The following is a 23,039-nucleotide window of genomic DNA, read 5'->3' on the forward strand; positions in this document are numbered from 1 at the left end:
CCTCTTTGAATCCCTTATTATTGAAGAAGGATGCACTTCCCGGTGACCAAGGCCCTGCTCAATGTCCTGAAGGGTGAGAAGTCCGCCATTCCACCGATGTGGCTGATGCGACAGGCGGGGCGATACCTTCCCGAATATCGCGCACTGCGGGCTGAAAAAGGTGGATTCCTGGCACTCGCGACCGATCCCGCGGCAGCGGCCGAGGTCACGCTGCAGCCGATCCGCCGCTTCGGTTTCGATGGCGCGATCCTGTTCTCGGACATATTGATGGTGCCCTGGGCGCTGGGGCAGGATCTCACCTTCGGTGCCGGCGAGGGGCCGCGTCTTTCCCCGGCGCTCATCGATCATCCGTTGGGCGCGCTCGAGCGGGCTCAGGCGCGGCTCGATCCGGTTTATCAGACGGTCGCGCGGGTCAAGAGACAGCTTCCGGCCGAGACGACCTTCCTCGGCTTTGCTGGCAGCCCCTGGACCGTCGCCACCTACATGGTTGCCGGGCAGGGCAGCCGCGACCAGGGCGAGACACGCAGCTTCGCCTATCGCGATCCGGTTGCGTTCGACGCGATCATCGCGGCGATCGTCTCGATGACGGTCGACTATCTGTCGCGGCAGATCGAGGCCGGCGTGGAAGCGGTGCAACTGTTCGACAGCTGGGCGGGCAGCCTGTCGCCTGAACAGTTCGACCGTTGGGTCATCGCGCCCAACGCGGCGATCGTGCACGCGCTGAAGGAGCGCCACGCGGAGACGCCGATCATCGGCTTTCCCAAAGGTGCAGGGGGCAAGCTGCCTGCCTATGCCATCGGGACGAACGTGGACGCGATCGGGCTGGACGAAACGGTCGATCCGCGCTGGGCCGATGCCGTGTTACCGCCGGGAATGCCGGTGCAGGGCAATCTCGATCCGCTGGCGCTGGAGACGGGGGGCGATGCGCTGTCGCGGGGAATCGATCGGGTGCTTGAAGCATTTCGCGATCGGCCACACATCTTCAATCTCGGCCACGGCATCGGCCAGCACACGCCGATCGCCCATGTCGAGCAACTCGTGGCGCGGGTGAGGAGAAACTGATGCAGCCGGGATTTCTGGGCGCGGCCTATGACTGGGTGAAGGCCGGGCATGTGATCTTCGTGATCTTCTGGATGGCCGGCATGTTCATGTTGCCGCGTTACCTGGTCTATCATCAGGAAGGCCTTGCCGATCCCGCCGACGCCGCGCGTTGGGTGGAACGGGAACGCCGCTTGCGCAGCATTATCCTGACGCCGGCGATGGTGCTCGTCTGGGTGTTCGGCGTGCTGCTTGCGATCAATCTTGGATTGCTGGCGGGTGCGCCCGGTCTCGGCTGGCTCCATGCCAAGATCGCGATTGTCGTGCTGCTTTCGGGCTACCACGGCTGGGCGGTCGGATATTCCAGGAAGCTGGCGGCGGGAAGGCCGACGCTGAGCAACCGGACATTGCGGATGATGAACGAGGTGCCGGCGCTGGCCGCTACACTGACCGTGATTCTCGTGATGGTGCGCCCGTTCTGATCTGCTTGCCCTTCGTATCTTGACTTGCCGGCGGCCTCTTCCTAGGTCGTCGCAACGGTGGTTCTTTCCTGTTCCGCCGCCTCCTTACAGCATCGTTCGCGAGCGTTATCCGCCGTCCGAGCTACCTCCCCCTGCCGATCCCATCGGGACGAGATACATATGCATTTGAAAGATTTGAAAAAGAAGGCTCCGGCGGAACTGGTCCAGCTGGCGGAGGAGCTTGGCGTCGAAGGCGCCTCCACGCTGCGCAAGCAGGATCTGATGTTCGCGATCCTTAAGGTTCAGGCCGAGAACGGCGACCAGATCATGGGTGAGGGCACGATCGAGGTGCTGGCCGACGGCTTCGGCTTCCTCCGCTCGCCGCAGGCGAATTATCTCGCCGGGCCCGACGATATCTACGTCTCGCCGAATCAGGTCCGCAAGTTCGGTCTGCGCACCGGCGATACGGTGGAAGGCGAAATCCGCGCGCCGAAGGATGGGGAGCGCTATTTCGCGCTGACCAAGCTCACCAGCGTGAATTTCGAGGATCCCGATCGCGTTCGCCACCGCGTCAATTTCGACAACCTCACGCCGCTCTATCCCGACGAGCGGCTAAAGCTGGAAATCGAAGACCCCACGATCAAGGACAAGTCGGGCCGCGTGCTCGACGTGGTCGCGCCGATCGGGAAGGGGCAGCGCTGCCTGATCGTCGCGCCGCCGCGCGTCGGCAAGACGATCATGATGCAGAATATCGCCCGCGCGATCTCGCACAACCATCCCGAAGTGTTTCTGATCGTGCTGCTGATCGACGAACGGCCCGAGGAAGTTACAGATATGCAGCGCACGGTAAACGGCGAGGTGGTGTCCTCCACCTTCGACGAACCGGCGACACGCCACGTCCAGGTCGCGGAGATGGTGATCGAGAAGGCCAAGCGCCTCGTCGAACACAAGAAGGACGTCGTCATTCTTCTCGATAACATCACCCGCCTCGGCCGCGCGTACAACACCGTCGTCCCCTCGTCGGGCAAGGTGCTGACCGGTGGTGTGGACGCCAACGCGCTGCAGCGGCCCAAGCGCTTCTTCGGCGCGGCGCGCAATATCGAGGAAGGCGGCAGCCTCACCATCATCTCCACGTCGCTGATCGATACCGGCAGCCGCATGGACGAAGTGATCTTCGAGGAGTTCAAGGGCACCGGCAACGCCGAAATCGTGCTTGATCGCAAGGTGGCGGACAAGCGCATCTTCCCGGCGATCGACGTCGGCAAATCGGGCACGCGCAAGGAAGAACTGCTGGTCGAAAAGGGGCAGCTCTCCAAGATGTGGGTGCTGCGCCGCATCCTGATGCAGATGGGCACTGTCGATGCGATGGAATTCCTGCTCGGCAAGATGAAGGATTCCAAGACGAACGAGGATTTCTTCGACAGCATGAACCAGTAGCGGTGTGAGCCCTGTGCCAGTTTGGCATGGGGCGCACCTCGATTCGACGGCGCGATATTGTGGCGCCGTTGGCCTTTTGCGCCGGCGCGGCGGAAACCGGCAGCGTATCCTCGATGGTTGCGGCGCTCGGCGACAGGGTGACCAGGTGACAGACCTGTAGCCGCGACCGCCGGTGCGCTGTAACATCCGATTGCAACCCGCAGCGGCGTTAGCCGTTGGCAGGGGAACAAATCCGGGAGTTACCAGCGTTGATCTTCACTCTGATCGCCGCCGCGGCCGCCGTGCAGGGCCCCGGTTCGCTAGGCGATATCTGGCAGCATATTGTCGCCGATTTCTCCAATCTTACCGATCCGGCGGCGCTGTCGGCATTCGGCCAGGTGCTGATGATCGATCTGGTGCTGGCGGGCGATAACGCCATTGTCGTCGGTGCGCTCGCCGCCGGTCTGCCGTCTGAACAGCGCAAGAAGGTGATACTGATCGGCATCGGCGCGGCGCTGGTGCTGCGCATTCTGTTCGCGCTGATCGTGACATGGCTGATGGGTATCGTCGGACTGATCTTCGCCGGCGGCCTGCTGTTGCTGTGGGTGAGCTGGAAGTTCTGGCGTGAGATCAGGAGCGGCGGGCATCATGCGGACGCGTCCGACGGCAGCCAGCAATCAGGCGTCTCCCCCGCCAAGAGCTTTGCGGGTGCTGCCTGGGCGGTTGCCGTGGCGGACGTATCGATGAGCCTCGATAACGTGTTGGCAGTGGCGGGCGCGGCGCGCGAACATCCGGGAATTCTGGTCGTCGGGCTGCTGCTGTCTGTCGCGTTGATGGGGCTGGCGGCCAATTTCATCGCCCGGATTATCGACCGCTATCGCTGGATCGCCTATTTCGGGTTGGCGGTGATCCTCTTTGTCGCGTTCAAGATGGTGTATGAGGGCTGGATCGGCACCGATAGCACTCATGGACTGATCTCGCTGTTCGGATGAACGGAGAGTTCACGGGGTGTTCAATCGGCGTCGGGGATAGGGGCTGGTGATGACTGGAGATTTGGCGTGAAGACCGTCCTGCCCGTTTTGTCCGCGATCGTCGCTGTGGCCGCCCCAGCGGTGGCGCAGACCGGGGATCTGGCGCAGGTGCAGCGGCACCTTTCGGCAGTTTCCAGCATGACAGCCGATTTCAGCCAGACGGACCGCAACGGCAAAGTGCTGACCGGGACGCTGACGCTCAAGAAACCGGGAAAGATCCGCTTTCAGTATGAAAAGGGCGTACCGCTCCTGATCGTTGGCGATGGCAAGGCGCTCACCTTCATCGATTATTCCGTGCGGCAGGTGCAGCGCTGGCCGATCGGCAACACGCCGCTTGGCGTACTCATCAATCCTGACAAGGATATCGGGAATTACGCGAAGGTCATTCCCTCGGCCGATCCGCGCGTGCTGTCGGTGGAAGGTTATGATGCCAGGCATCCCGAATATGGCCGAATAACGCTCGTTTTCGCACGTGACGCGGCCGCCCCGGGCGGGTTGATGTTGCAGGGCTGGGTGATGCTCGACAGCCAGGGCAATCGCACGACAATCCGCTTGTCCAACCAGCGGTTCAACGGGCCGGTGGACGATGGAGCGTTCCGTTGGAACGACCCGCGGAGGAATTCCGTTCACAGTTAGCGGCTTTTTCTTACAACCGTTCACCCGAGCGACAGGTTTCTGCGCGTAAAGATCGGGTGTGAATACAGGCCACCCGGGATTTTCCCCCTGTTGCCCGGGACTGCCAGTGTTCCCCTGCGTGACGAACGTCAGGTTGGCCCTCGCTCCAAGCCCCCGGAGCGGGGGCCTTACCTTTTGGCGATTGTGCCAACGGGCGAAGCCAGCCGGTTCGCAGATGCCTGCGTTCATGATCCGCCGGATGACGACGGCGCGATGAGTGGCGCCAACGCGATCGTCGCGACGAGCCCTGGTCGATCAGTGTAGCGTCGATGGAGATCAGTCGCCGAGCGATCGCAATCACATGATTGGCCCACACGATGCCCCAGACGCAGCGGAGCGCCTTGATGTCATCGTGGAACCAGGTGGCATGGAAGGACGGCATGCCGGCTTCCCGTGCGCCATCCTGAAGCTATAATCGCCAATCCTTAAAGCTGATGCCCGGTGCGATCGCGCTTTGTGGCGAGATAGCGCTCATTGTGCCGATTGGCGGGCAGAGCGTGCGCGACACGCTCGGTGATACGGATTCCTGCATTCTCGAGCCCTGTAACCTTGGCAGGGTTATTGGTCAGCAGGCGCACCTCGCTTTGCCCGAGAAGCTTCAGCATACGCGCGGCAACACCGAAATCTCGTGCATCGATCGCAAAGCCGAGCCGCGTGTTGGCATCGACCGTGTCATGGCCCTGATCCTGCAAGGCATAGGCCCGCAGCTTGTTGACCAGGCCGATCCCGCGGCCCTCCTGTCGGAGATAGAGCAGGATGCCCCAGCCGCTCGCCTCGATTGCGCGAATCGCCGCATCGAGCTGTGGCCCGCAATCGCATTTGAGGCTGCCAAGCGCATCGCCGGTCAGGCATTCGCTGTGCAGGCGGACCAGCGGCTCGGAGCCGTTCGGTTCGCCGATCAGGAGCGCGATATGCTCGCCGGGCGATTCAGGCGTGCGAAAGGCGACTATCTCCGCATCCTCGGCATGCGCGACCGGCAGCCGCGCGCGCGCGGCGATCGTCAGGCGGATCGCGTCCTCGTGCAAATCGATATCCGCCGGAGTTATCGCTACTTCACCCGCACCGTCGAACAAGACGAAGAAAGCGGGAAGCAATCCCGCGATCCGCGCCAGCCGAAGCGCAGCGGCTGCATCCTGCGAATCATTGTTGTGGATAGCCCGAAATGGGCCCTTGAGAGGAGTGGCGAGATCGAGCTGTGGATCGGCAAGCGCCGTCGCCGTGGCGAAATCGATCCACGGCGCGCGATCAACGAGCACCGGCGCATCGGGCACCGCTGCCTCGATCTGGTTTGCGAGCTTCAGCGTTGCCGCCCGGCCTGCCGACAGCAGCACTGACGCGATATTACCGGGATCGAACGCATGAAGCCGCTCCGCATCGGCTGTTTCGATCGGAAGCAGCGCCAGTGTTCCGACACGGATCGGCCAGCCGCGACGCAGCGCGTCAATCGCGCGGGCAGCCTGGCGCGCGTCGGTCAAAAATCGAACTCGGTCATGATCGGCACATGGTCCGAAGGCTTTTCCCAGCTGCGGCACGCTTCGAAGACATGGTGCGCACGTGCGGCTTTCGCCACCTCGCCCGTTGCCCACATATGATCGAGCCGTCGGCCGCGATCATTCTTCGTCCAGTCGGGCGAGCGATAGCTCCACCAGGTATGAAGCCGTTCGGGCGCGGGGTGGAAATGCCGCCCGAGATCAATCCAGTCGTTCGATGCCTTGAGTCGATCCAGGGCCTCCACCTCGATCGGCGTATGGCTCACCACCTTCAGCAGCGCCTTGTGATTCCACACGTCGCTGGGCAAGGGCGCGATGTTGAAATCACCGGTGAGAATGGTCGGCCGATCGAGCTTTTCCGACCATTCGGTCATCCGCTGGACGAAATCGAGCTTCTGGCCGAATTTCGGGTTCACCGTCCGGTCCGGTTCGTCGCCGCCGGCGGGAACATAGACATTCTCAAGCCGCACCCCATTGGCGAGCCGCACGCCGATGTGCCGCGCCTCGCGGTTGGCCTGCCAATCCAGCCGGTCATCTTCCGACAGCGCGATCCGGCTGATGACCGCGACGCCGTGGTGCATTCGCTGGCCGTGGATCAGGATATGATCGTAGCCAAGCTTTCGGAAGATTTCGGCCGGGAAATCCTGATCGATCACCTTGGTTTCCTGCAGGCACAGGATATCCGGCGAAGCCTCGCGCAGGAACTGCTCGACGATGGCGATGCGGAACCGCACCGAATTGATGTTCCAGCTTACGATCTTCACGGGGCGGCGTGTAACCGCAGCATCGCTTTTGGGGAAGATCAGGCGAGCAGGCGGGCGACGTTCAGGAAATCGTGCGCGATCGCATGTACGCCAATTGCGCGAAGCCGCTGATCGTGATCCGCTGCGCAATGGCTGCCGGCGCACAGGCCGATCACATGGCCGCCCGACGCCACCGCCCCGGTCGCCCCGACTGGCGAATCCTCGATGATCGCGCAGCGTTCGATCGGCACGCCGAGCGCGTTCGCGCCGTAGAGGTAAAGGTCCGGCGCGGGCTTTCCGCGTGCCACGTGCTCGCGCCCCGAGTAGATATGGTCGCCGAACGCGCCCGTCAGCCCGATATGATCGAGGTGACGGCGGATCCAGCGCGTCGAACTGGAGGAGACGATCGCGCGCGGCAGATCAGGCGGCAACGATTCGACAAACGCGACCGCGCCTGCCACCGCCTCTATCCCCTCCGCCATGACGCGCGCATCCTCGGCCTTGCGCGCCGCGTGGAAATCTTCGGGAATCGGGCGGCCGATCCACTGCTCGATCCGGGCAAGGAAATCCGCGCCGGCAAGGCCCATGAAATTGGCCATCGATTGCTCGGGCGTGATCGGATGGCCAATCGACGTGAGATAGTCGGCGATCTGGCGGTTCCCGATCGCCTCGCTTTCGATGAGCACACCGTCAAAATCGAACAGGATCGCGTCGACCTTCATGCGCGCGCGCCGAACAGTGCGCTGCCGATGCGGACATGCGTGGCGCCGAGCGTCACCGCCGTTTCGAAATCACCCGACATCCCCATGCTCAGCCCGGTGATTCCATGATCGCGCGCCAGCTTGGCGAGCAGCGCGAAATAGGGCGCGGCTTCCACGTCAGCGGGAGGGATGCACATCAAACCGGCGAGGGGCAGATCCGCCGCGCGCGCCGCCGCGAGCAAATCGGGCAGCGCAGCGATGGCACAGCCGCCTTTCTGAGCCTCGTTGCCAATATTGACCTGGATGAAACAGCCGGGGCGCCTTCCGAGTGCGTCCATCGCCTTTGCGAGCGCGCTGACCAATGAGGGGCGATCGACGGCATGAATCGCATGCGCGAGAGCTACCGCTTCCATCGCCTTGTTAGACTGGAGCTGCCCAATCAGGTGCAGCCGGGCATCGGGGCATTGTTCACGCAGCACGGGCCATTTCGCCTGCGCCTCCTGTACGCGGTTCTCACCGAAATCGCGCTGTCCTGCCGCTAGTAGCGGGGTGATCGCTTCGACGGGATGCGTCTTGGAGACCGCGATCAGCGTGATTTCGCCGGCCGAGCGGCGCGCGGTGGCGGCGGCGCGGGCGATCCGCTCGTGGATCGCGGCGAGTCGGGCGGGCGGAGACGGCTCGGCGGAATGCATGGCGCGCGCTATAGGAAGCGAGATGCGCTACCGCCACCCCGTCCCGCGCCTTTGGCTGATGACCGATGAGCGGATGGGCGCTGGACTGTGGCGCGCTGTTCGGCGGTTGCCGCGCGGCTCGGGAATCGTCTTTCGCCACTATGCGACCCCTGCACGGGAGCGGCGGCGGTTGTTCGCGGCGCTGTTGCGGATCTCTCGGCGGCGCGGGCTGGTGCTGGTGCGCGCCGGCGACACACGGCTGGCTGGCGAGATGGGAACCCATAAGCGGCGCGGCGGGGGAATCGTCACATGGCCCGCCCATTCGCGCGAGCAGGCGGTGCGGGCGATGCGCGTTGGCGCTGATGCGGTATTCATATCGCCGGTTTTCCCGACCCGCTCGCATCCCGGCGCTCCCGCATTGGGCGCGCGCCGTGCCTCAGCGATCGCGCGCGGATTGCCCGCTACTCGTATAGCGCTGGGCGGCATGGATGCGCGCAGTTACGCGCGGCTTGCCGGGTTCGACGGCTGGGCCGGGATCGACGGCTGGCTATAAGGCGTCAGAAACGGAACGCAGTGCCCACATAGACGGCCTGGCTATCCCGACGATCGTCGGCGATCTGAGTCAGCCGTTCACGCTCGCTCTTGTATCGCAGCCCGGCGGTGAGATCGACATTTCGGGTCAGCGAATAAGAGCCGCCGACATCGATCGCATAGCTCGAATTGTTATCGACCGTCTTGGGCGCGCTAGCCAGCGGATGCTCCGAACTGGCCTTTACCCGGCCAGTGAAGCGATTGAGCGAATAGCTGACCGCGACATCGGCCGATTCGCGGCTGCCTGGCTGTGGGCCGACATCGACTCGAGAGATATCGCCCGAAACGGCAAAGCGCTGCCAGCCGATCGCAGCGCCCAGGTTATAGGCGATCGGCGCGATTCCAACGGTGGGGGCATTCGACGCAAAACGAGTCGATCCATCGCCTGCGCGAGTCGAGCGAGCGCGGACAGCAACGGTAACCGCACGGTTGCCCTGTCGCGTTTCCGCGGGCGTGAAACGAAACTCGCTGACATCGCCGCCATCAAGCCCGCCGCGGGCGAATACGGCGGCAAGCCGCGGATCAGCCGACGAAGGGGTGAAGCCGCTCGAAAATCTGGCGGAACTGCCCACGGGCGCCGCCCTCTTCGCGCCATGCTGGCCCAATTCGGTGGCGCCGATCGCGGGCGCGACGACGGACGCCGCAGCGACAAGCGCCACGATCATTCCGCCAGCAATCGCCCTCATCGCGACCACGATATTCTCCGAACCAGTAGGATCGATAACGCGCCTAACACGATTCGATCCGCGTGCACCATCGCGAGAGTCGCTTTGTTGCCGACTGTTGCATGACTCCCACATCCGCCGCCGCGCTTGCGGGCGGCGGGGTGCGTCTGTAGAGGTTGTCGCTGCTGTTTCCCTAGCTTTCAGGACGATGCCGATGTTCCGCCCGTTGCGTCTCGCGCTAGCCGTTGGCGCTGCCCTTGCTCTTGCCGCGTGCGGCCACCATCGTGCCCGGCCGGAGGCCGATCTGGCTGCCTCGAAGATCACCACGATCGGCGTCAATTCCTATCTCTGGCGCGCGACGCTCGATACCCTGTCGTTCATGCCGCTGCTGCAGACGGATTCCAACGGAGGCGTCGTCGTGACCGATTGGTACGTCAACCCGCAGGTGCCGGGCGAGCGGATGAAGGTGACGGTTTCGATCCTCGATCAGGATCTGCGCGCGGATGCGCTGCGCGTTGCCGCGCTGCGTGAGGTCAACCAGAACGGGCAGTGGATTTCCGCGCCGGTCGCCGCCTCCACCACGCAGAAGCTTGAGGATATCATCCTTACGCGCGCCCGCGATCTGCGCCGCGCTTCGATCACCGGCTGACGCTGCGGGTGAACCCCTCGGCGCGGCCCAGCGACAAGAGATAATGAGCAACACCCGTTTCAATGCGCTGAAGGCCGATGCCCACTGGCAAAAGCTGTGGGATGACGCCCGCACATTTGCAGCGCGCGACGACAGCCCGAAGCCGAAGAGCTATGTCCTTGAGATGTTCCCCTATCCGTCGGGGCGCATCCACATGGGGCACGTGCGCAACTATACGATGGGTGACGTGCTGGCGCGTTTTCGCCGGATGCGCGGTATGGAAGTGCTCCACCCGATGGGCTGGGACGCGTTCGGAATGCCCGCCGAGAATGCCGCGATGGAGAAACATGTCCATCCCGGCGGCTGGACACGCGACAACATCGCGACGATGAAGGCGCAACTGAAGCGCCTCGGCTTCGCGCTGGACTGGACGCGCGAAATCGCGACATGCGAGCCGGACTATTACGGTCACGAGCAGGCGCTGTTCCTGAAGTTTCTCGAACACGGCCTGGTCTATCGCAAGGAAAGCGCGGTCAACTGGGATCCGGTCGACATGACCGTACTCGCCAACGAACAGGTGATTGACGGGCGCGGCTGGCGTTCCGGCGCGCTGGTCGAGAAGCGCAAGCTGAGCCAGTGGTTCCTCAGGATCACCGCCTTTGCGGACGATCTGCTGGCTGGCCTCGATACGCTGGAGCACTGGCCGGAAAAGGTGCGGCTGATGCAGGAAAACTGGATCGGCAAGAGCCAGGGCCTCACGTTTCGCTTCGCCCTGTCGGCGCGCGCGGGCGGGCTGGACGGGGTGGAGGTATTCACCACCCGGCCTGACACGATTTTCGGCGCGAGCTTCGTGGCGGTTGCGGCCGACCATCCGATCGCCCAGGCGATCGCCGCCGGAAATCCGGAGGCGGCCACCTTTGTCGAGCGCTGCAAGCAGGGCGGCACCACCGCCGCAGAGCTCGAAACGCAGGAGAAGCTTGGCTTCGACACGGGCCTGACAGCGACGCATCCCTTTGATCCGTCGTGGCAATTGCCCGTCCACATCGCCAATTTCGTGCTGATGGACTATGGCGTCGGCGCGGTCTTCGGCGTGCCCGCACACGATCAGCGCGATTTCGAGTTCGCGCGGAAATACGGCCTCGCGATCCGCCGCGTCGTATCCGACGGATCGAAGGACGCGCCGGAATTCCACGAGGACGAGGCCTATAGCGGCCCCGGCACATTGGTGAATTCGCACTTCCTCGACGGCATGGATGTTGAGGATGCCAAGCGCGAGGTGATCCGTCGTGCCGAGGATGGCGGATGGGGGAAGGGCTCCACGGTCTATCGCCTGCGCGACTGGGGCGTCAGCCGTCAGCGTTACTGGGGCACGCCGATCCCGATCATTCATTGCGACGGCTGCGGTGTCGTGCCGGTCCCGGCCGCACAGCTTCCGGTCGTGCTGCCCGAGGATGTGAGTTTCGACATACCGGGCAACCCGCTCGATCGGCATCCGACGTGGAAACACGTGGCGTGCCCCACGTGCGGCGAGCCGGCGGTGCGCGAGACCGACACGCTCGATACTTTTGCCGATTCCTCGTGGTATTTCATTCGCTTCGCAAGCCAGCCAAAGGACAAGCCGTTTGACAGGTCGATCGCCGAAAGCTGGCTGCCGGTCGGCCAGTATATCGGCGGAGTGGAGCATGCGATTCTCCACCTGCTCTATGCACGCTTCTGGACACGCGCGCTCAACCATGTCGGGATGATCGACATCACCGAGCCGTTCACCGGCCTGTTCACGCAGGGCATGGTGACACATGAGACGTATAAGTCCGCCGATGGCCGTTGGCTTGGGCCGGACGAGGTGCGCGATGGCATCGAGATTTCCTCTGGCGCGCCGATCACCGTCGGCCGCGTCGAGAAAATGTCCAAGTCGAAGAAGAACACCGTCGATCCGACCGGCATCGTTGACCAATATGGCGCCGACGCGGTGCGCTGGTTCATGCTCTCCGATTCGCCGCCCGAGCGCGATCTGCCATGGAGCGAATCCGGGATCGAGGGCGCGTGGCGCTTCGTCCAGCGGCTGTGGAGGTTGTTCGATGGCGAGCGCACGGGCGCCGGGGTGGATGCGCCGCTGGATCGCAAGCTGCACCAGACGATCGCGGGGATTGCCGCTGATATCGAGGCGCTGTCCTTCAACAAGGCGGTGGCCAAGCTCTATGAACTGGCCAACGCGATCGAGAAGGCGGCGCCCTCCGGCTCTCGCGATACCGCGATCGACACGCTGATGCTGCTTGTTGCCCCGATGGCGCCGCACCTTGCGGAGGAAGCCTGGGCGGCGGCGGGACGCGAGGGGCTGATCGCTGACGCGGCATGGCCGGTGGTCGATCCGGCGTTGCTCGTGGAGGACGAAGTGACGATCGCTATCCAGGTCAACGGCAAGCTGCGCGATACGCTTACGCTGCCCAAGGGTCAGCCGAAGGAGGCGATCGAAGCAGCCGCGCTTGCCAGTGACAAGGTGATCCGTATCCTGGAAGGCAAGACACCGAAGAAAGTGATCGTGGTGCCTGATCGCCTGGTGAATCTCGTCGCATGAAGCGTCTCGCCGTTCTGCTCGCGCTGCCGCTCCTGCTCGCCGGGTGCGGGCTTCGGCCGCTTTACACGGCGGGCGGGTCCGGGCCGGTGGCGAACGTGCTGGGGCAGGTGGATGTCGCGCCGATCGATGGCAAACCGGGCTGGCTCGTCGCCAATGCGTTGCGGGATCGGCTGTCTGCCGGGGGCAGCCAGACCGCGCGCTACCGGCTCGACGTGAAGCTTGATGACAAGATCGTCGGTCTCGCCGTGCGGAGCGACAACAGCGTCACGCGCGAGCGGCGCACGTTGCGCGCGCGCTATCAACTCGTCGAGCTGGATACCGGCACGGTGGTATTGGATGCGACCGCCGGGTCAGACGCCGGCATCGATGTCGTGACGTCGGAATATGCGACGATCGCGGCCGAGGCGAGCGCGCTGGAGCGTTTGAGCGATATCGTCGCTGATCAGATCGTCGCGCGCGTCGCGCTGTATGCGAGGAACGAGACCGCGCCGAAATGAAGGCCAGCGAGACGCGGATGAAGGCGGCGCTCGATCGGCCGCCGGCGGATATCCGGCTCTATCTGCTGTACGGGCCAGACGAATCGGGGGCTTTGGCACTGGCGGGCAGGCTGGGCCGCGCGATGGGGCCGGAGGCCGAACGTGTCGATCTCGATGGTGCGACGCTCAAGGCCGATAGCGCGCGTCTCGCTGACGAGGCGGCATCGCTCTCGTTGTTCGGTGGCGCGCGTTATATCCGCGTAACCGCGGCCGGGGATGAATCGACTGGTGCGGTAGAAGCGCTGCTCGAGGCGGAGCGGGCCGGCAATCCGGTGGTCGTGATTGCGCCCTCGCTCAAGGCGACCAGTCGGCTGGTCAAGCGCGCTCTTGAGGCTGATTCGGCGCTCGCTACCGCGTGTTACGTCCCGGTGGGTGAGGGCGCGGAGGCACTGGCGGCGCAGCTGGCGCGCGAGCATGGGCTGCGCATGATGGGGGGCGCCGCGCGCCGGCTTGTGCAGGCGACAGGTGGCGATCGCGCGGTGATGGTGCAAGAGCTTGAGAAGCTTGCGCTTTATCTGGACGCCGGTCTCGATCGCCCGCAGCAGCTGGATGACGGCGCGCTTGATGCGGTTGGTGCGGATCTTGGCGAATCGGAGATGTCGGAGATCGTCGAGGCGGTAATCGCGGGGCGGACGGGCGAGCTTGGCTCGGCGCTGAGCAGGATGAGCGAGGCGGGCGGATCGCCGATCCCGTGGTTACGGCAGCTTGCGCGGCGGCTGGGTGCGCTTGCGGAGATGCGTGCCGACGTTGCGGCGGGCGGCGATATCGGCTCGGTCATCAAGCGCCATCGCGTGTTTTTTCGCGAGGAGGCGGCGACAGCGATCGCCCTGCGCCGCTGGACCCCCGAAGCGCTGGTGGACGCGCAGCGACGTGTCCGCCAGCTCGAGCGCGCAATGGTGGCGAGTGGCACCGCCGGAAATGTACTGGCCGATCAGGCGATGCTGGGCCTGGCCGAGCGCGCCCGCCGGATGGGCCGCTAGACTATCAGATTCGCTCGCCGCTCAAGCGCTGGCAGACCATATCCAATTGATCCAGCGTCGAATAATCCAGCGTTATCGAACCGCCGCGCTCGCCATGCGCGATCCTCACATTGAGCCCCAGCAGGTCCGATAGTTGCCGTTGCAGCGCGACGATATCAGCATCGGAATCCGCCCGGTATCCGTTCGGATCCCTGTTTCCGGCGCGTGGCGTGCCGGGCTTGGCGGCGCTGGCAAGGCGCTCGGTCTGGCGCACCGACAGGCCTTTCTCGATCACCTCGTTCGCCAGTGCTATAGGATCGGGAGCGCCGATTATCGCGCGAGCATGGCCCATCGAAAGCTTGCCGTCCACCACCAGGGACTGGATCTCTGCCGGAAGATCGAGCAATCGCAACAGGTTGGCAATATGGCTGCGAGACTTGTGAACGATCCGAGCCAGCGCGTCCTGCGTATGGCCGAATTCTTCCGCCAGGCGACGATAGGCCTGGGCCTCTTCGATCGCATTTAGGTCCTGACGCTGGATATTTTCCAGCAGCGCGATCTGCAGCGTATCGCTGTCGCTATAATCGCGGACGACAACGGGTACTTCGTGAAGTTGGGCGCGCTGTGCGGCCCGCCAGCGTCGCTCGCCCGCGACGATCTGGTAATCATGACCGTGCGGGCGAACGATGATCGGCTGTATCACCCCGCGCTCCGCGATCGACGCGGCAAGTTCCGACAATGCGGTATCGTCGAAATGGCGCCGTGGCTGGCCTGGGTGGGGGGCGATCGAACTGATCGGGATCATCCGAACGCCGGCAGCGCTATGTCCCTCAACGGCCGTTTCAGCCTCATCCCGGGCAAAATCGCCAAGCAACGCGTTGAGCCCGCGGCCAAGGCCGGGGCGTGGGCGACGGTCTGTCATGCGGCGGCCTCTTTCATGCGCGGCAGTCTCGCGATCATTTCCCGGGCAAGTGCCATATACGCTTCCGATCCGCTGCACCGGTGATCGTAGATAAGGGCCGGAAGTCCGTGGCTCGGCGCCTCCGAGAGGCGGACGTTACGGGGAATTACCGTTTCGAACACCACTCGGCCCAGTACCGCGCGTACATCGCTGGCTACCTGCTCGGTCAGGCGATTGCGGCGATCATACATCGTCAGCGCCACCCCCATGATCGACAGTGAAGGGTTGAAACGCGCGCGGATCCGCTCAACCGTGCTGAGCAGCTGGCTCAACCCTTCGAGCGCGAAAAATTCGCACTGAAGCGGCACCAGCAGCGAGTCCGCCGCGACCATCGCGTTCATTGTCAGTAACCCGAGCGATGGTGGGCAATCGATGAGCACGATGTCCCAGCGGGGGGCGCAGGCCTCGATCGCGCGAAGAAGGCGGTGGGTGCGGGCTTCCAGCTCGACAAGCTCGATTTCGGCGCCTGACAGGTCCACGGTGGCTGGCAGTATCTCCAGGCGCGGCACGCCGGAGGGAACCACGCCGTCTTCGATCGCAACGCCATCGACCAGAACGTGATAGCTGGAGACGGTTCGCGCCGCGTGAGCGATGCCGAGCCCGGTTGACGCATTCCCTTGAGGATCGAGGTCGATCAGCAACACGCGCTTGCCAGTGGCGGCTAACGCCGTCGCGAGGTTTATCGCGCTGGTCGTTTTTCCGACGCCACCTTTCTGGTTGGCTACCGCGATACAAATCATCGGATGCGAACCTTTTCCGCAATGAGTATTCCCGAGTCAGGGTCGGTAATACTTGGTTCCACGTGGAACAATCCGTGCCAGCCTCGGTGCACCGTTTCAAGCTCCGCCTGCACCGAACGCCCTCGCGGCAGGATATAACGTGTGGATATGTTGGTGACATGCCGGGTAGCCCGCAGCAATTCGTCTACGGTCGCGACTGCACGTGCTGTTACGATATCCTGCGCCGCTGCTTGTATCGTCTCGACCTTGGCGGTGACGATCTGGACGGTCGAAACGTCTGCAAGCGCCTGAGAAAGAAACTCCGCTCGCCGGCGCCGCGGCTCAACGAGCGTTACTCTCGCCGGTGTAAGCAGCGCAATGATGGCGCCAGGAAAGCCGGCGCCGGAGCCCACATCCAGCCAGTGCGTCTTGCCGTCGATTGCGCCAGCGTGATCGATCAGTTGGGCCGAATCGAGGATATGTCGACCCCAGATATGCGCCAGTGTGGATCTCGCTATCAGGTTCTGCCGCTCGCTCTCTTCGATCACATGTTCCGCAAATCGCGCGACGCGTGCGCATGCTTCATTGCCAAAGCGTCCCGCCATCCATTCTCTGGCCTTGTCTTCTGTCATGCGCCGGCCTTCGCGTGCAGCCACAGCGCGGTCAGTGCGGCAGGGGTCACACCCTGGATCCGGGATGCGTCGCCGAGCGTCTGCGGGTTTGCGGTCGAGAGCCGCTCGCGCATTTCCAGGGAAAGACCGTTCACCCGGCTGAGTGCATTACCGGTCGGAATCGCAATGCCGGAATCGCGTCGCATTCGCGCGATTTCTGCTGCTTGCCGCTCCAGATAGGGTGCGTAACGGAGATCCTCCTCGGCTTCCCGCAACAAGTCCGCATCGACATCCGAGCGATCGCCGGAGGCAAGCCTTTCGCGTTCTCGCTTCCGGCGCTCCACGTGGGCGCGCCGTGCCCCTGTCATAAGCTGATGTGCCTCCGCTATGTTGGACAGACGGGTTTCAGCGTTGTCCGCACGCAGCGCGAGCCGATACTCGGCACGAGCCGTGAGCATCCGATAAGGCTCGGTCACACCCTGCAGCACGAGATCATCGATCATCACCGCGAGATAACTGGTCGCCCGGTCCAGCAGAAGTGGGGCCAGATCCAGCGCGTGAGCCGCCGCATTAGCGCCAGCGACCAGCCCCTGTGCACCGGCTTCCTCATAGCCGGTGGTGCCGTTGATCTGGCCAGCGAGAAACAGCCCCGGCAACTTTGCCAGGGCGAGGCGATGATCAAGCGCGCGCGGATCGACATGATCATATTCCACGGCATAGCCAGGCGTGACGATCTCTACATCAGCAAGCCCCGGGATCGATCGCACCATCGCCACCTGAACATCGGCCGGCAGCGAGGTCGAGATGCCATTCGGGTAGATTATCGGATCGTCAAGTCCCTCGGGCTCCAGAAATATCTGATGACCGTCGCGATCGCCAAATCGCCGAATCTTGTCTTCGATCGACGGGCAATAGCGCGGACCGCCGGCCTCGATCGCGCCGGTATGAAGCGGCGAACGATGCAGGTTGTCGCGTATGATCGCGTGTGTCTGCTCTGTCGTCCGCGATATCGCGCACGACAATTGCGGCAGCGCCCGGTGCGCCGACATCGGCGACATTGTCCATTGATCGGAATCGGAGGGTTGCGGGACAAGCGCTGCCCAGTCGATCGTGCGCCCGTCGAGACGCGGTGGCGTGCCCGTTTTAAGGCGGCGGACGGGCAGGTCGAGCGCGCGTATCTGATGCGCGAGATCGATGGCGGCGGGCTCGCCGACGCGCCCCCCGTCAATCCGCTCTTCACCGCGAAATATTCGGCCGCCCAAAAAAGTGCCTGTTGCGATAACAACCGCGCGCCCGCCGATTTCGGTGCCGTCGAGCAGTCTCACACCGAATATTGTTTGCCCCTCAACGATCAGCGCGGCGACCTCGCCCTCGACAATCGACAGACGCTCCTGTCTGGCGAGCTGCGACTGGATCGAGCGTGCGTAGCGCCCCCGGTCGGCTTGCACACGTGGCCCCTGAACGGCGAGGCCCTTGCTGCGATTGAGCATGCGATGATGAATTGCTGCATCGTCGGCGGCGCGCCCCATCAACCCGTCAAGCGCGTCAATCTCGCGGACCAGGTGGCCTTTCCCGAGGCCGCCGATCGAGGGGTTGCAAGACATCGCGCCGATGCGATCTCGCCGATGCGAAATCAATGCCGCACGAGCGCCGCGCCGCGCCGCGGCGGCGGCAGCCTCTGTACCCGCATGGCCACCGCCGATCACGATGACATCAAAGTTTTGTTCCACGTGAAACACTATTTTCCGATGCAAAAGCGGGCAAAAAGTGCGTCGAGCATTGCTTCCGTCGCATCGGCGCCGAGGATGCCCGCCAGATGCCGCATGCCATAGCGCACTCCCTCGGCGCGTACCAACAGATCGTCGTCCAGCCCTTCGCCCGCGACCGCATCACGGGCAGCGATGACCGCGTCTCGCTGTTGCTCTCGCAGCGTCAGCCCATCGGGAGTGATTAGCGATTGCGTGCGTTCCTCGATTGCGGCCCAGACCCGATCGATGCTCGCAAAGTTATCGCGTGACACGGCTAACCGACCGATTGGCAGATTGGCTCGTGCGGGTAGATCGCACCGGGCGTGAAGCATTACGCATGGCCACCCCGCGGGGGGCGCCTCGTCATCAAGCCACAAGACGAGGTCGGCCGTCTCGGCTGATCGCCGGGCCCGCTCGATGCCGATCCGCTCGACAGGGTCAGCGGTCTCCTTTGCCAGTCCCGCGGTATCGACAAGCGTGTATAATCGCCCATTGCGTATGACGCGTGCCTCGAGGAGATCGCGCGTCGTGCCCGCTATCGGCGTTACGATGGCGGCATCACGCTCGATCATCGCGTTGAAGAGAGAGGATTTTCCGGCATTCGGTGGTCCTGCCAGTACGATTCGATACCCCTCCCGCAAGCGTTCGATAGTTGGCCGTGCGATAAGTGCGTTCACATCGTCCAGCCAATCCTGGATGGCCGCGTCGAGCATCGCCGCGTCGGCGCTTTCGACGTCATCCTCATCGCTGAAATCGAGCGCCGCCTCGATCCGTGCGGCGATTCCCGCCAGCTCGGCCAGCCAGCGTGACACCGCGCGGCTGACTTCGCCGTCGACGCTGGCAATGGCGGCCCGGCGCTGTGCCTCGGTCTCGGCTTCCAGCAGGTCCGCCAGCCCCTGCGCCTGCGCCAGATCGATCCGGCCGTTTTCCAGCGCGCGGCGGGTGAATTCGCCACCGCGCGCCTTTCTAAGACCAGCCATGGCCGCCAGCGAGCATTCGACGGCTTTGACGGTTGCTATCCCGCCATGGAGGTGAAACTCGGCAAGATCCTCTCCGGTCGCCGTGCGTGGCCCGGGGAACCACAGAAGCAAGGCATCATCGAGCAACGCGCCGTCCCGGTCTCGCAAGCGGCGCAATACCGCGCGGCGCGGCGCCGGAAGAGCGCCGGCAAGGGCTTCGACGGCCAGCCGCGCGCCCGGGCCACTCACGCGCATGACCGCGATTGCGGCCGGGGGCTGGCCACTGGAAACGGCGAAGATCGTATCCATCAGCCGCCCGGCTTGGTCCCCGCCTCGAACAACCGCTGCCAAAACGACAGGCCTGCCTCACCCATCGGCGCCCAGTTCTTGACGATATTCTCGAACATTTCCGGTCGAATGCCGCCGTCGAAGGCCTCGCGCATCTTGGCGATATAGGCATCGTGGATCGGCGTGAGGTCGGGCAGACCCATCAGGCGGCGCGCCTCTTCCGGCGTGCAATCCACCTCGACATTCACTTTCATTACAAGCACTCCTTGAGCGCGGCATCCCTGCGCGTTAGCGTTATGCCCGCATGTATGCCCGCGAACCCGTCATTATCACAACGCCGGTTGGCGATGTACTGATCGATGGCGCCGCCGCGTTGACCGGCCTGGCGACGACAATGCACCGCAATTCGCGCCCGAGCGTCGCGCCCTGTCATCGGATCACCGACGCGCGGGACATTATGCCGCGAAGGATGGTTTGGTTACCAGGAATTGGGTGTTGAACCACGAACATTATCGGAGCCGAGCGATGGGTGAGAATATCAAGGTCGATACGCTGGAGCATGACGGGGGCTTTGGCGCGTACCTAGCGCGGCCTGCGGATAAACCTGGCGCGGCTATCGTGGTCATCCAGGAGGTGTTTGGCGTGAACGAAGGCATCCGGCGCAAATGTGACCGGTTGGCAGAGCAGGGTTACCTTGCGATTGCGCCGGATCTGTTCTGGCGGCTGGAGCCGGGAATCGAGCTCGATCCCGATGTGCCGGCGGAGCTGCAGCGCGGGCTGGAGCTGTTCGGCAGGTTTGATCAGGACGCCGGCATCCGCGATATCGAGGCAACCGTCCATGCCGCGCGTGCTCTGCTTGGCGATGGCGGTAAGGTAGGATGCGTCGGCTATTGCCTTGGTGGCCGGCTCGCGTTCATGAGCGCGTGTCGCACCGATGTCGACGCTTCGGTCGGTTATTACGGTGTCGGGATCGATGGATTGCTGGGTGAGAAGCATGCGATCGCTCGCCCCGTCCTGCTGCATGTCGCCGGAGAAGATGGTTTTGTCGACAAGGCGACCCAGCAGCGGATGCACGAAGGGCTGGACGATCATCCGCGCGTGACGATCCACGATTATCCGGGTGAAGACCACGGCTTCGCGACCGAAATGGGCGATCGTCGCTCGGAGAAGGCAGCCGATCTCGCCGACGCGCGGACGGCCGCATTCTTCAAGGAAAATCTTGGCGGGACAAATGTCTAGACTGGATGCCCGTCGGCGTCGCGGAGCACTTCGCGGCGGCCGACGTGGTCAGGGCGACCGACGATGCCGTCCTTTTCCATGCGCTCTATAAGCCTCGCTGCGCTGTTGTAGCCGATCCGCAATTGCCGCTGGAGCCAGGAGGTTGATGCCTTCTGGCTCTCGCACACGAGCTGGATAGCAGCGCGATATTGCTGATCCTCGGCCGAATCCTCGCCGGTAGGCGCGCCTTCCAGATCGAAGCTCTGCTCCGGCTCTTCGGTGACGGAGGTGATATAATCGGGCTGCCCCTGTGCGCGCCAATGGTCGGTAACCGCGCGCACTTCGTCGTCCGAGACGAACGGGCCGTGGACGCGGACGATGCCCTTGCCGCCCGGCATGTACAGCATGTCGCCTTTGCCAAGAAGCTGTTCCGCGCCCTGCTCGCCCAGAATGGTGCGAGAATCGATCTTCGATGTGACGTGGAAGGAAATACGCGTCGGCAGATTCGCCTTGATGACGCCGGTGATGACATCGACCGACGGGCGCTGTGTCGCCATGATGAGGTGGATGCCCGCTGCCCGCGCCTTTTGCGCCAGGCGCTGGATGAGGAACTCCACTTCCTTGCCGGCGGTCATCATCAGGTCGGCGAGTTCGTCGACGATCACGACGATCTGCGGAAGTACCTGATAATCGAGCTGCTCTTCCTCATAGACCGGCTGCCCGTTTTCACCGAAGCCGGTCTGCACCCGGCGGCCGAGCGGGGTGCCCTTGATGCGCGCGGCGCGCACCTTGTCGTTGAAGCTCCCGAGCGAGCGCACCCCGAGCGAAGACATCTGCCGGTAGCGATCCTCCATTTGCTCGACTGCCCATTTGAGCGCGCGTACCGCCTTGGCAGGGTCGGTGACGACGGGGGCGAGCAGATGCGGAATGTCGTCATACATCGACAGCTCGAGCATCTTGGGATCGATCATGATCATTCGGCACTGATCCGGTGTGAGCCGGTATAGCAGTGAAAGGATCATGCAATTGAGGCCGACCGACTTGCCGGAGCCGGTGGTGCCGGCGACCAGCAGATGCGGCATCGGCGCCAGATCGGCGATTACCGGATCACCCGCGATATTTTTACCAAGGATTACAGGTAGTTGCGCGGATTGATCCTCGAAGGTCTGCGATCCGACCAATTCGTGCAGTGACACTGTCTCGCGCTTGGCGTTGGGCAGCTCGATGCCGATCACGGTGCGCCCCGGTATTGTCGCGACCCGGGCCGAGATCGCGGACATGTTGCGCGCGATATCGTCGGCGAGGCTGACGACGCGGGTGGCCTTGATGCCTGGCGCCGGCTCGAGTTCGTACATCGTGACGACGGGGCCGGGGCGGACCTCCTTGATCTCGCCACGCACATTGAAATCGTCCAGCACGGTTTCGAGCAGGCGCGCGTTGCGTTCAAGCGCGGCCTTGTCGATCGTCACGTTCTGCGAAGGCGGTGCGGGCGTCAGCAGGTCGAGCGACGGCAGCGTGTAATTGTCGCGCAGGTCAAGCCGTTGCTGCTGTTGCGATTTCGGCCGTGCGATCGAGGGGGCCAGCGTCCGGTCGCTGATGACCGGGCCGGGGCGGGGATCGGGCTGCGCGACCGGGCGTGGAGTGACTGGGCGGCGGATCAGCTCGAGCGGAATATCTTCGTCGTCGATCGCGGCGGGGCGATCACGCCTGGCCCGCCATACGCGCGGCAATGCGATATCGATGCTCCGCCCCCACAACGCGGCGCCGGCGATCCCGGTGAGCAGCCCCATCACGATCACCGCCCAGTAGGTGACGGCAGGATTCCCGGCGAACGACACCGCCCAGCGCGTCGCGGCAACCACGCCGAGGCCAATTGCGCCCCCCCAGCCGAACGGCAGCGCCGGCACCGCGCCGTTCGCGACGCAGCCGAGCGCGGTCGCCATCAGCGAGACGCCGAGCGCGGCATTGCGAAGCATCCGCCACCATTCACCCGCTGGCTGATCGCGCCACAGCCGCAGCGCGACGATCGGGCCGATCGGCAGAAGCAACGACACCGCCGGGCCCAGGGTCGTGAGCGCGATATCCGCGAACCATGCGCCCGGCGCTCCGATCAGATTGTGGATCGTGTCGCCAGCCGCGGTGTTGAGCGCGGCATCGCCCGGCGAATAGGTCGCCAGCGCCAGTGCCGCCAGCACGGTTGCCACCAGCAGCGCGAGCGCAACGATCAGCGCGCCACTGCGCACTGCTCCCGCTTTCACCGTTTCGCGCCACAGCGACGCATCCGCCCGGCTCGCCATTGCCTAAAATCCCCCAACGATTTCCTGAGATCAGCCCGCAGGAATCATCTGCCTCGCC

General features: G+C 64.0%; 23 protein-coding genes. 11 read left to right on the forward strand and 12 right to left on the reverse strand.

The features are described from left to right. Positions 1-42 precede the first annotated feature (42 nt). The 5 genes from hemE (at position 43) to FFS35_RS10125 (ending at position 4,582) form a co-directional block, all read left to right on the forward strand. Positions 43-1,062 (forward strand): uroporphyrinogen decarboxylase, encoded by a 1,020-nt coding sequence (hemE, locus tag FFS35_RS10105; protein WP_283214561.1) that lies wholly within the window; start codon positions 43-45, stop codon positions 1,060-1,062. Further along, positions 1,062-1,520: a CopD family protein gene (locus FFS35_RS10110; protein ID WP_137786961.1), complete on the forward strand. Its 459-nt coding sequence runs from the start codon at positions 1,062-1,064 to the stop codon at positions 1,518-1,520. Before hemE ends, FFS35_RS10110 begins: the two co-directional genes overlap by 1 nt. A gap of 159 nt (positions 1,521-1,679) precedes the next feature. Then, positions 1,680-2,936, forward strand: a complete 1,257-nt coding sequence (rho, locus tag FFS35_RS10115; protein WP_137786962.1) for a transcription termination factor Rho — start codon at positions 1,680-1,682, stop codon at positions 2,934-2,936. A gap of 248 nt (positions 2,937-3,184) precedes the next feature. Beyond that, positions 3,185-3,907, forward strand: a complete 723-nt coding sequence (locus FFS35_RS10120; RefSeq protein ID WP_137786963.1) for a TerC family protein — start codon at positions 3,185-3,187, stop codon at positions 3,905-3,907. A 66-nt stretch (positions 3,908-3,973) separates the two neighbouring features. Next, positions 3,974-4,582 (forward strand): outer membrane lipoprotein carrier protein LolA, encoded by a 609-nt coding sequence (locus FFS35_RS10125; protein ID WP_137786964.1) that lies wholly within the window; start codon positions 3,974-3,976, stop codon positions 4,580-4,582. Between the two features lie 464 nt (positions 4,583-5,046). Here FFS35_RS10125 and ribA read toward each other — a convergent pair whose 3' ends face one another. From ribA to FFS35_RS10145, 4 genes are read right to left on the reverse strand one after another with little or no spacing between them, the layout of a single operon-like run. Beyond that, positions 5,047-6,096 carry a GTP cyclohydrolase II gene (gene ribA / locus FFS35_RS10130; RefSeq protein ID WP_137786965.1) on the reverse strand — a complete coding sequence of 350 codons (1,050 nt, stop codon included), beginning with the start codon at positions 6,094-6,096 and terminating at the stop codon, positions 5,047-5,049. Continuing rightward, positions 6,093-6,875, reverse strand: a complete 783-nt coding sequence (locus FFS35_RS10135) for an exodeoxyribonuclease III (RefSeq protein WP_137786966.1) — start codon at positions 6,873-6,875, stop codon at positions 6,093-6,095. The genes ribA and FFS35_RS10135 overlap by 4 nt, the downstream gene beginning before the upstream one ends. Before the next feature lie 38 nt (positions 6,876-6,913). Next, positions 6,914-7,576 (reverse strand): HAD family phosphatase, encoded by a 663-nt coding sequence (locus FFS35_RS10140; RefSeq protein WP_137786967.1) that lies wholly within the window; start codon positions 7,574-7,576, stop codon positions 6,914-6,916. Continuing rightward, positions 7,573-8,247: a YggS family pyridoxal phosphate-dependent enzyme gene (locus FFS35_RS10145; RefSeq protein ID WP_137786968.1), complete on the reverse strand. Its 675-nt coding sequence runs from the start codon at positions 8,245-8,247 to the stop codon at positions 7,573-7,575. The genes FFS35_RS10140 and FFS35_RS10145 overlap by 4 nt, the downstream gene beginning before the upstream one ends. Positions 8,248-8,269: 22 nt before the next feature. Between FFS35_RS10145 and FFS35_RS10150 the strand changes: the two genes are divergently transcribed. After that, positions 8,270-8,779, forward strand: a complete 510-nt coding sequence (locus tag FFS35_RS10150) for a thiamine phosphate synthase (RefSeq protein ID WP_137786969.1) — start codon at positions 8,270-8,272, stop codon at positions 8,777-8,779. A gap of 4 nt (positions 8,780-8,783) precedes the next feature. On the opposite strand, the gene FFS35_RS10155 is transcribed toward FFS35_RS10150, so the two are convergent. Next, a complete protein-coding gene (locus tag FFS35_RS10155; protein ID WP_137787095.1) occupies positions 8,784-9,503 on the reverse strand; it encodes a porin in 720 nt (239 codons plus the stop codon). A gap of 193 nt (positions 9,504-9,696) precedes the next feature. Here FFS35_RS10155 and FFS35_RS10160 point away from each other — a divergent pair, with 193 nt between their 5' ends. The 4 genes from FFS35_RS10160 to holA are packed head-to-tail and all read left to right on the forward strand — an operon-like array spanning position 9,697 to position 14,201. Next, positions 9,697-10,131, forward strand: a complete 435-nt coding sequence (locus FFS35_RS10160; RefSeq protein ID WP_137786970.1) for a DUF3576 domain-containing protein — start codon at positions 9,697-9,699, stop codon at positions 10,129-10,131. Between the two features lie 43 nt (positions 10,132-10,174). Beyond that, positions 10,175-12,685 carry a leucine--tRNA ligase gene (leuS, locus tag FFS35_RS10165; RefSeq protein WP_137786971.1) on the forward strand — a complete coding sequence of 837 codons (2,511 nt, stop codon included), beginning with the start codon at positions 10,175-10,177 and terminating at the stop codon, positions 12,683-12,685. After that, positions 12,682-13,182, forward strand: a complete 501-nt coding sequence (gene lptE / locus FFS35_RS10170; RefSeq protein ID WP_137786972.1) for an LPS assembly lipoprotein LptE — start codon at positions 12,682-12,684, stop codon at positions 13,180-13,182. The genes leuS and lptE overlap by 4 nt, the downstream gene beginning before the upstream one ends. Further along, complete coding sequence (gene holA, locus FFS35_RS10175; RefSeq protein ID WP_137786973.1) at positions 13,179-14,201, forward strand: DNA polymerase III subunit delta; 1,023 nt, start codon at positions 13,179-13,181, stop codon at positions 14,199-14,201. The genes lptE and holA overlap by 4 nt, the downstream gene beginning before the upstream one ends. 4 nt (positions 14,202-14,205) lie before the next feature. Here holA and FFS35_RS10180 read toward each other — a convergent pair whose 3' ends face one another. Genes FFS35_RS10180 through FFS35_RS10205 form a run of 6 tightly spaced genes read right to left on the reverse strand, consistent with a single transcriptional unit; the run spans position 14,206 to position 19,720 of the window. Beyond that, positions 14,206-15,102, reverse strand: a complete 897-nt coding sequence (locus tag FFS35_RS10180; protein ID WP_137786974.1) for a ParB/RepB/Spo0J family partition protein — start codon at positions 15,100-15,102, stop codon at positions 14,206-14,208. Beyond that, the gene (locus FFS35_RS10185) at positions 15,099-15,881 is read right to left on the reverse strand and encodes an AAA family ATPase (RefSeq protein WP_137786975.1); all 783 of its coding nucleotides are present in this window, start codon (positions 15,879-15,881) and stop codon (positions 15,099-15,101) included. Before FFS35_RS10185 ends, FFS35_RS10180 begins: the two co-directional genes overlap by 4 nt. Beyond that, complete coding sequence (gene rsmG, locus FFS35_RS10190) at positions 15,878-16,492, reverse strand: 16S rRNA (guanine(527)-N(7))-methyltransferase RsmG (protein WP_137786976.1); 615 nt, start codon at positions 16,490-16,492, stop codon at positions 15,878-15,880. The genes FFS35_RS10185 and rsmG overlap by 4 nt, the downstream gene beginning before the upstream one ends. Next, positions 16,489-18,201, reverse strand: coding sequence for a tRNA uridine-5-carboxymethylaminomethyl(34) synthesis enzyme MnmG (gene mnmG, locus FFS35_RS10195; protein ID WP_137786977.1), 1,713 nt, complete (start codon positions 18,199-18,201; stop codon positions 16,489-16,491). The genes rsmG and mnmG overlap by 4 nt, the downstream gene beginning before the upstream one ends. A gap of 8 nt (positions 18,202-18,209) precedes the next feature. After that, positions 18,210-19,487 carry a tRNA uridine-5-carboxymethylaminomethyl(34) synthesis GTPase MnmE gene (mnmE, locus tag FFS35_RS10200; protein WP_137786978.1) on the reverse strand — a complete coding sequence of 426 codons (1,278 nt, stop codon included), beginning with the start codon at positions 19,485-19,487 and terminating at the stop codon, positions 18,210-18,212. Beyond that, positions 19,487-19,720: a DUF6489 family protein gene (locus tag FFS35_RS10205; RefSeq protein WP_137786979.1), complete on the reverse strand. Its 234-nt coding sequence runs from the start codon at positions 19,718-19,720 to the stop codon at positions 19,487-19,489. Before FFS35_RS10205 ends, mnmE begins: the two co-directional genes overlap by 1 nt. 271 nt (positions 19,721-19,991) lie before the next feature. Between FFS35_RS10205 and FFS35_RS10210 the strand changes: the two genes are divergently transcribed. Next, complete coding sequence (locus FFS35_RS10210) at positions 19,992-20,705, forward strand: dienelactone hydrolase family protein (protein ID WP_137786980.1); 714 nt, start codon at positions 19,992-19,994, stop codon at positions 20,703-20,705. On the opposite strand, the gene FFS35_RS10215 is transcribed toward FFS35_RS10210, so the two are convergent. Next, positions 20,702-22,981, reverse strand: coding sequence for a DNA translocase FtsK 4TM domain-containing protein (locus FFS35_RS10215; RefSeq protein ID WP_137786981.1), 2,280 nt, complete (start codon positions 22,979-22,981; stop codon positions 20,702-20,704). The genes FFS35_RS10210 and FFS35_RS10215 overlap by 4 nt on opposite strands. Between the last annotated feature and the right edge of the window lie 58 nt (positions 22,982-23,039).

The organism is Sphingomonas sp. 3P27F8 (assembly GCF_005502745.1).
In the GTDB taxonomy this organism is placed as follows: domain Bacteria; phylum Pseudomonadota; class Alphaproteobacteria; order Sphingomonadales; family Sphingomonadaceae; genus Sphingomonas.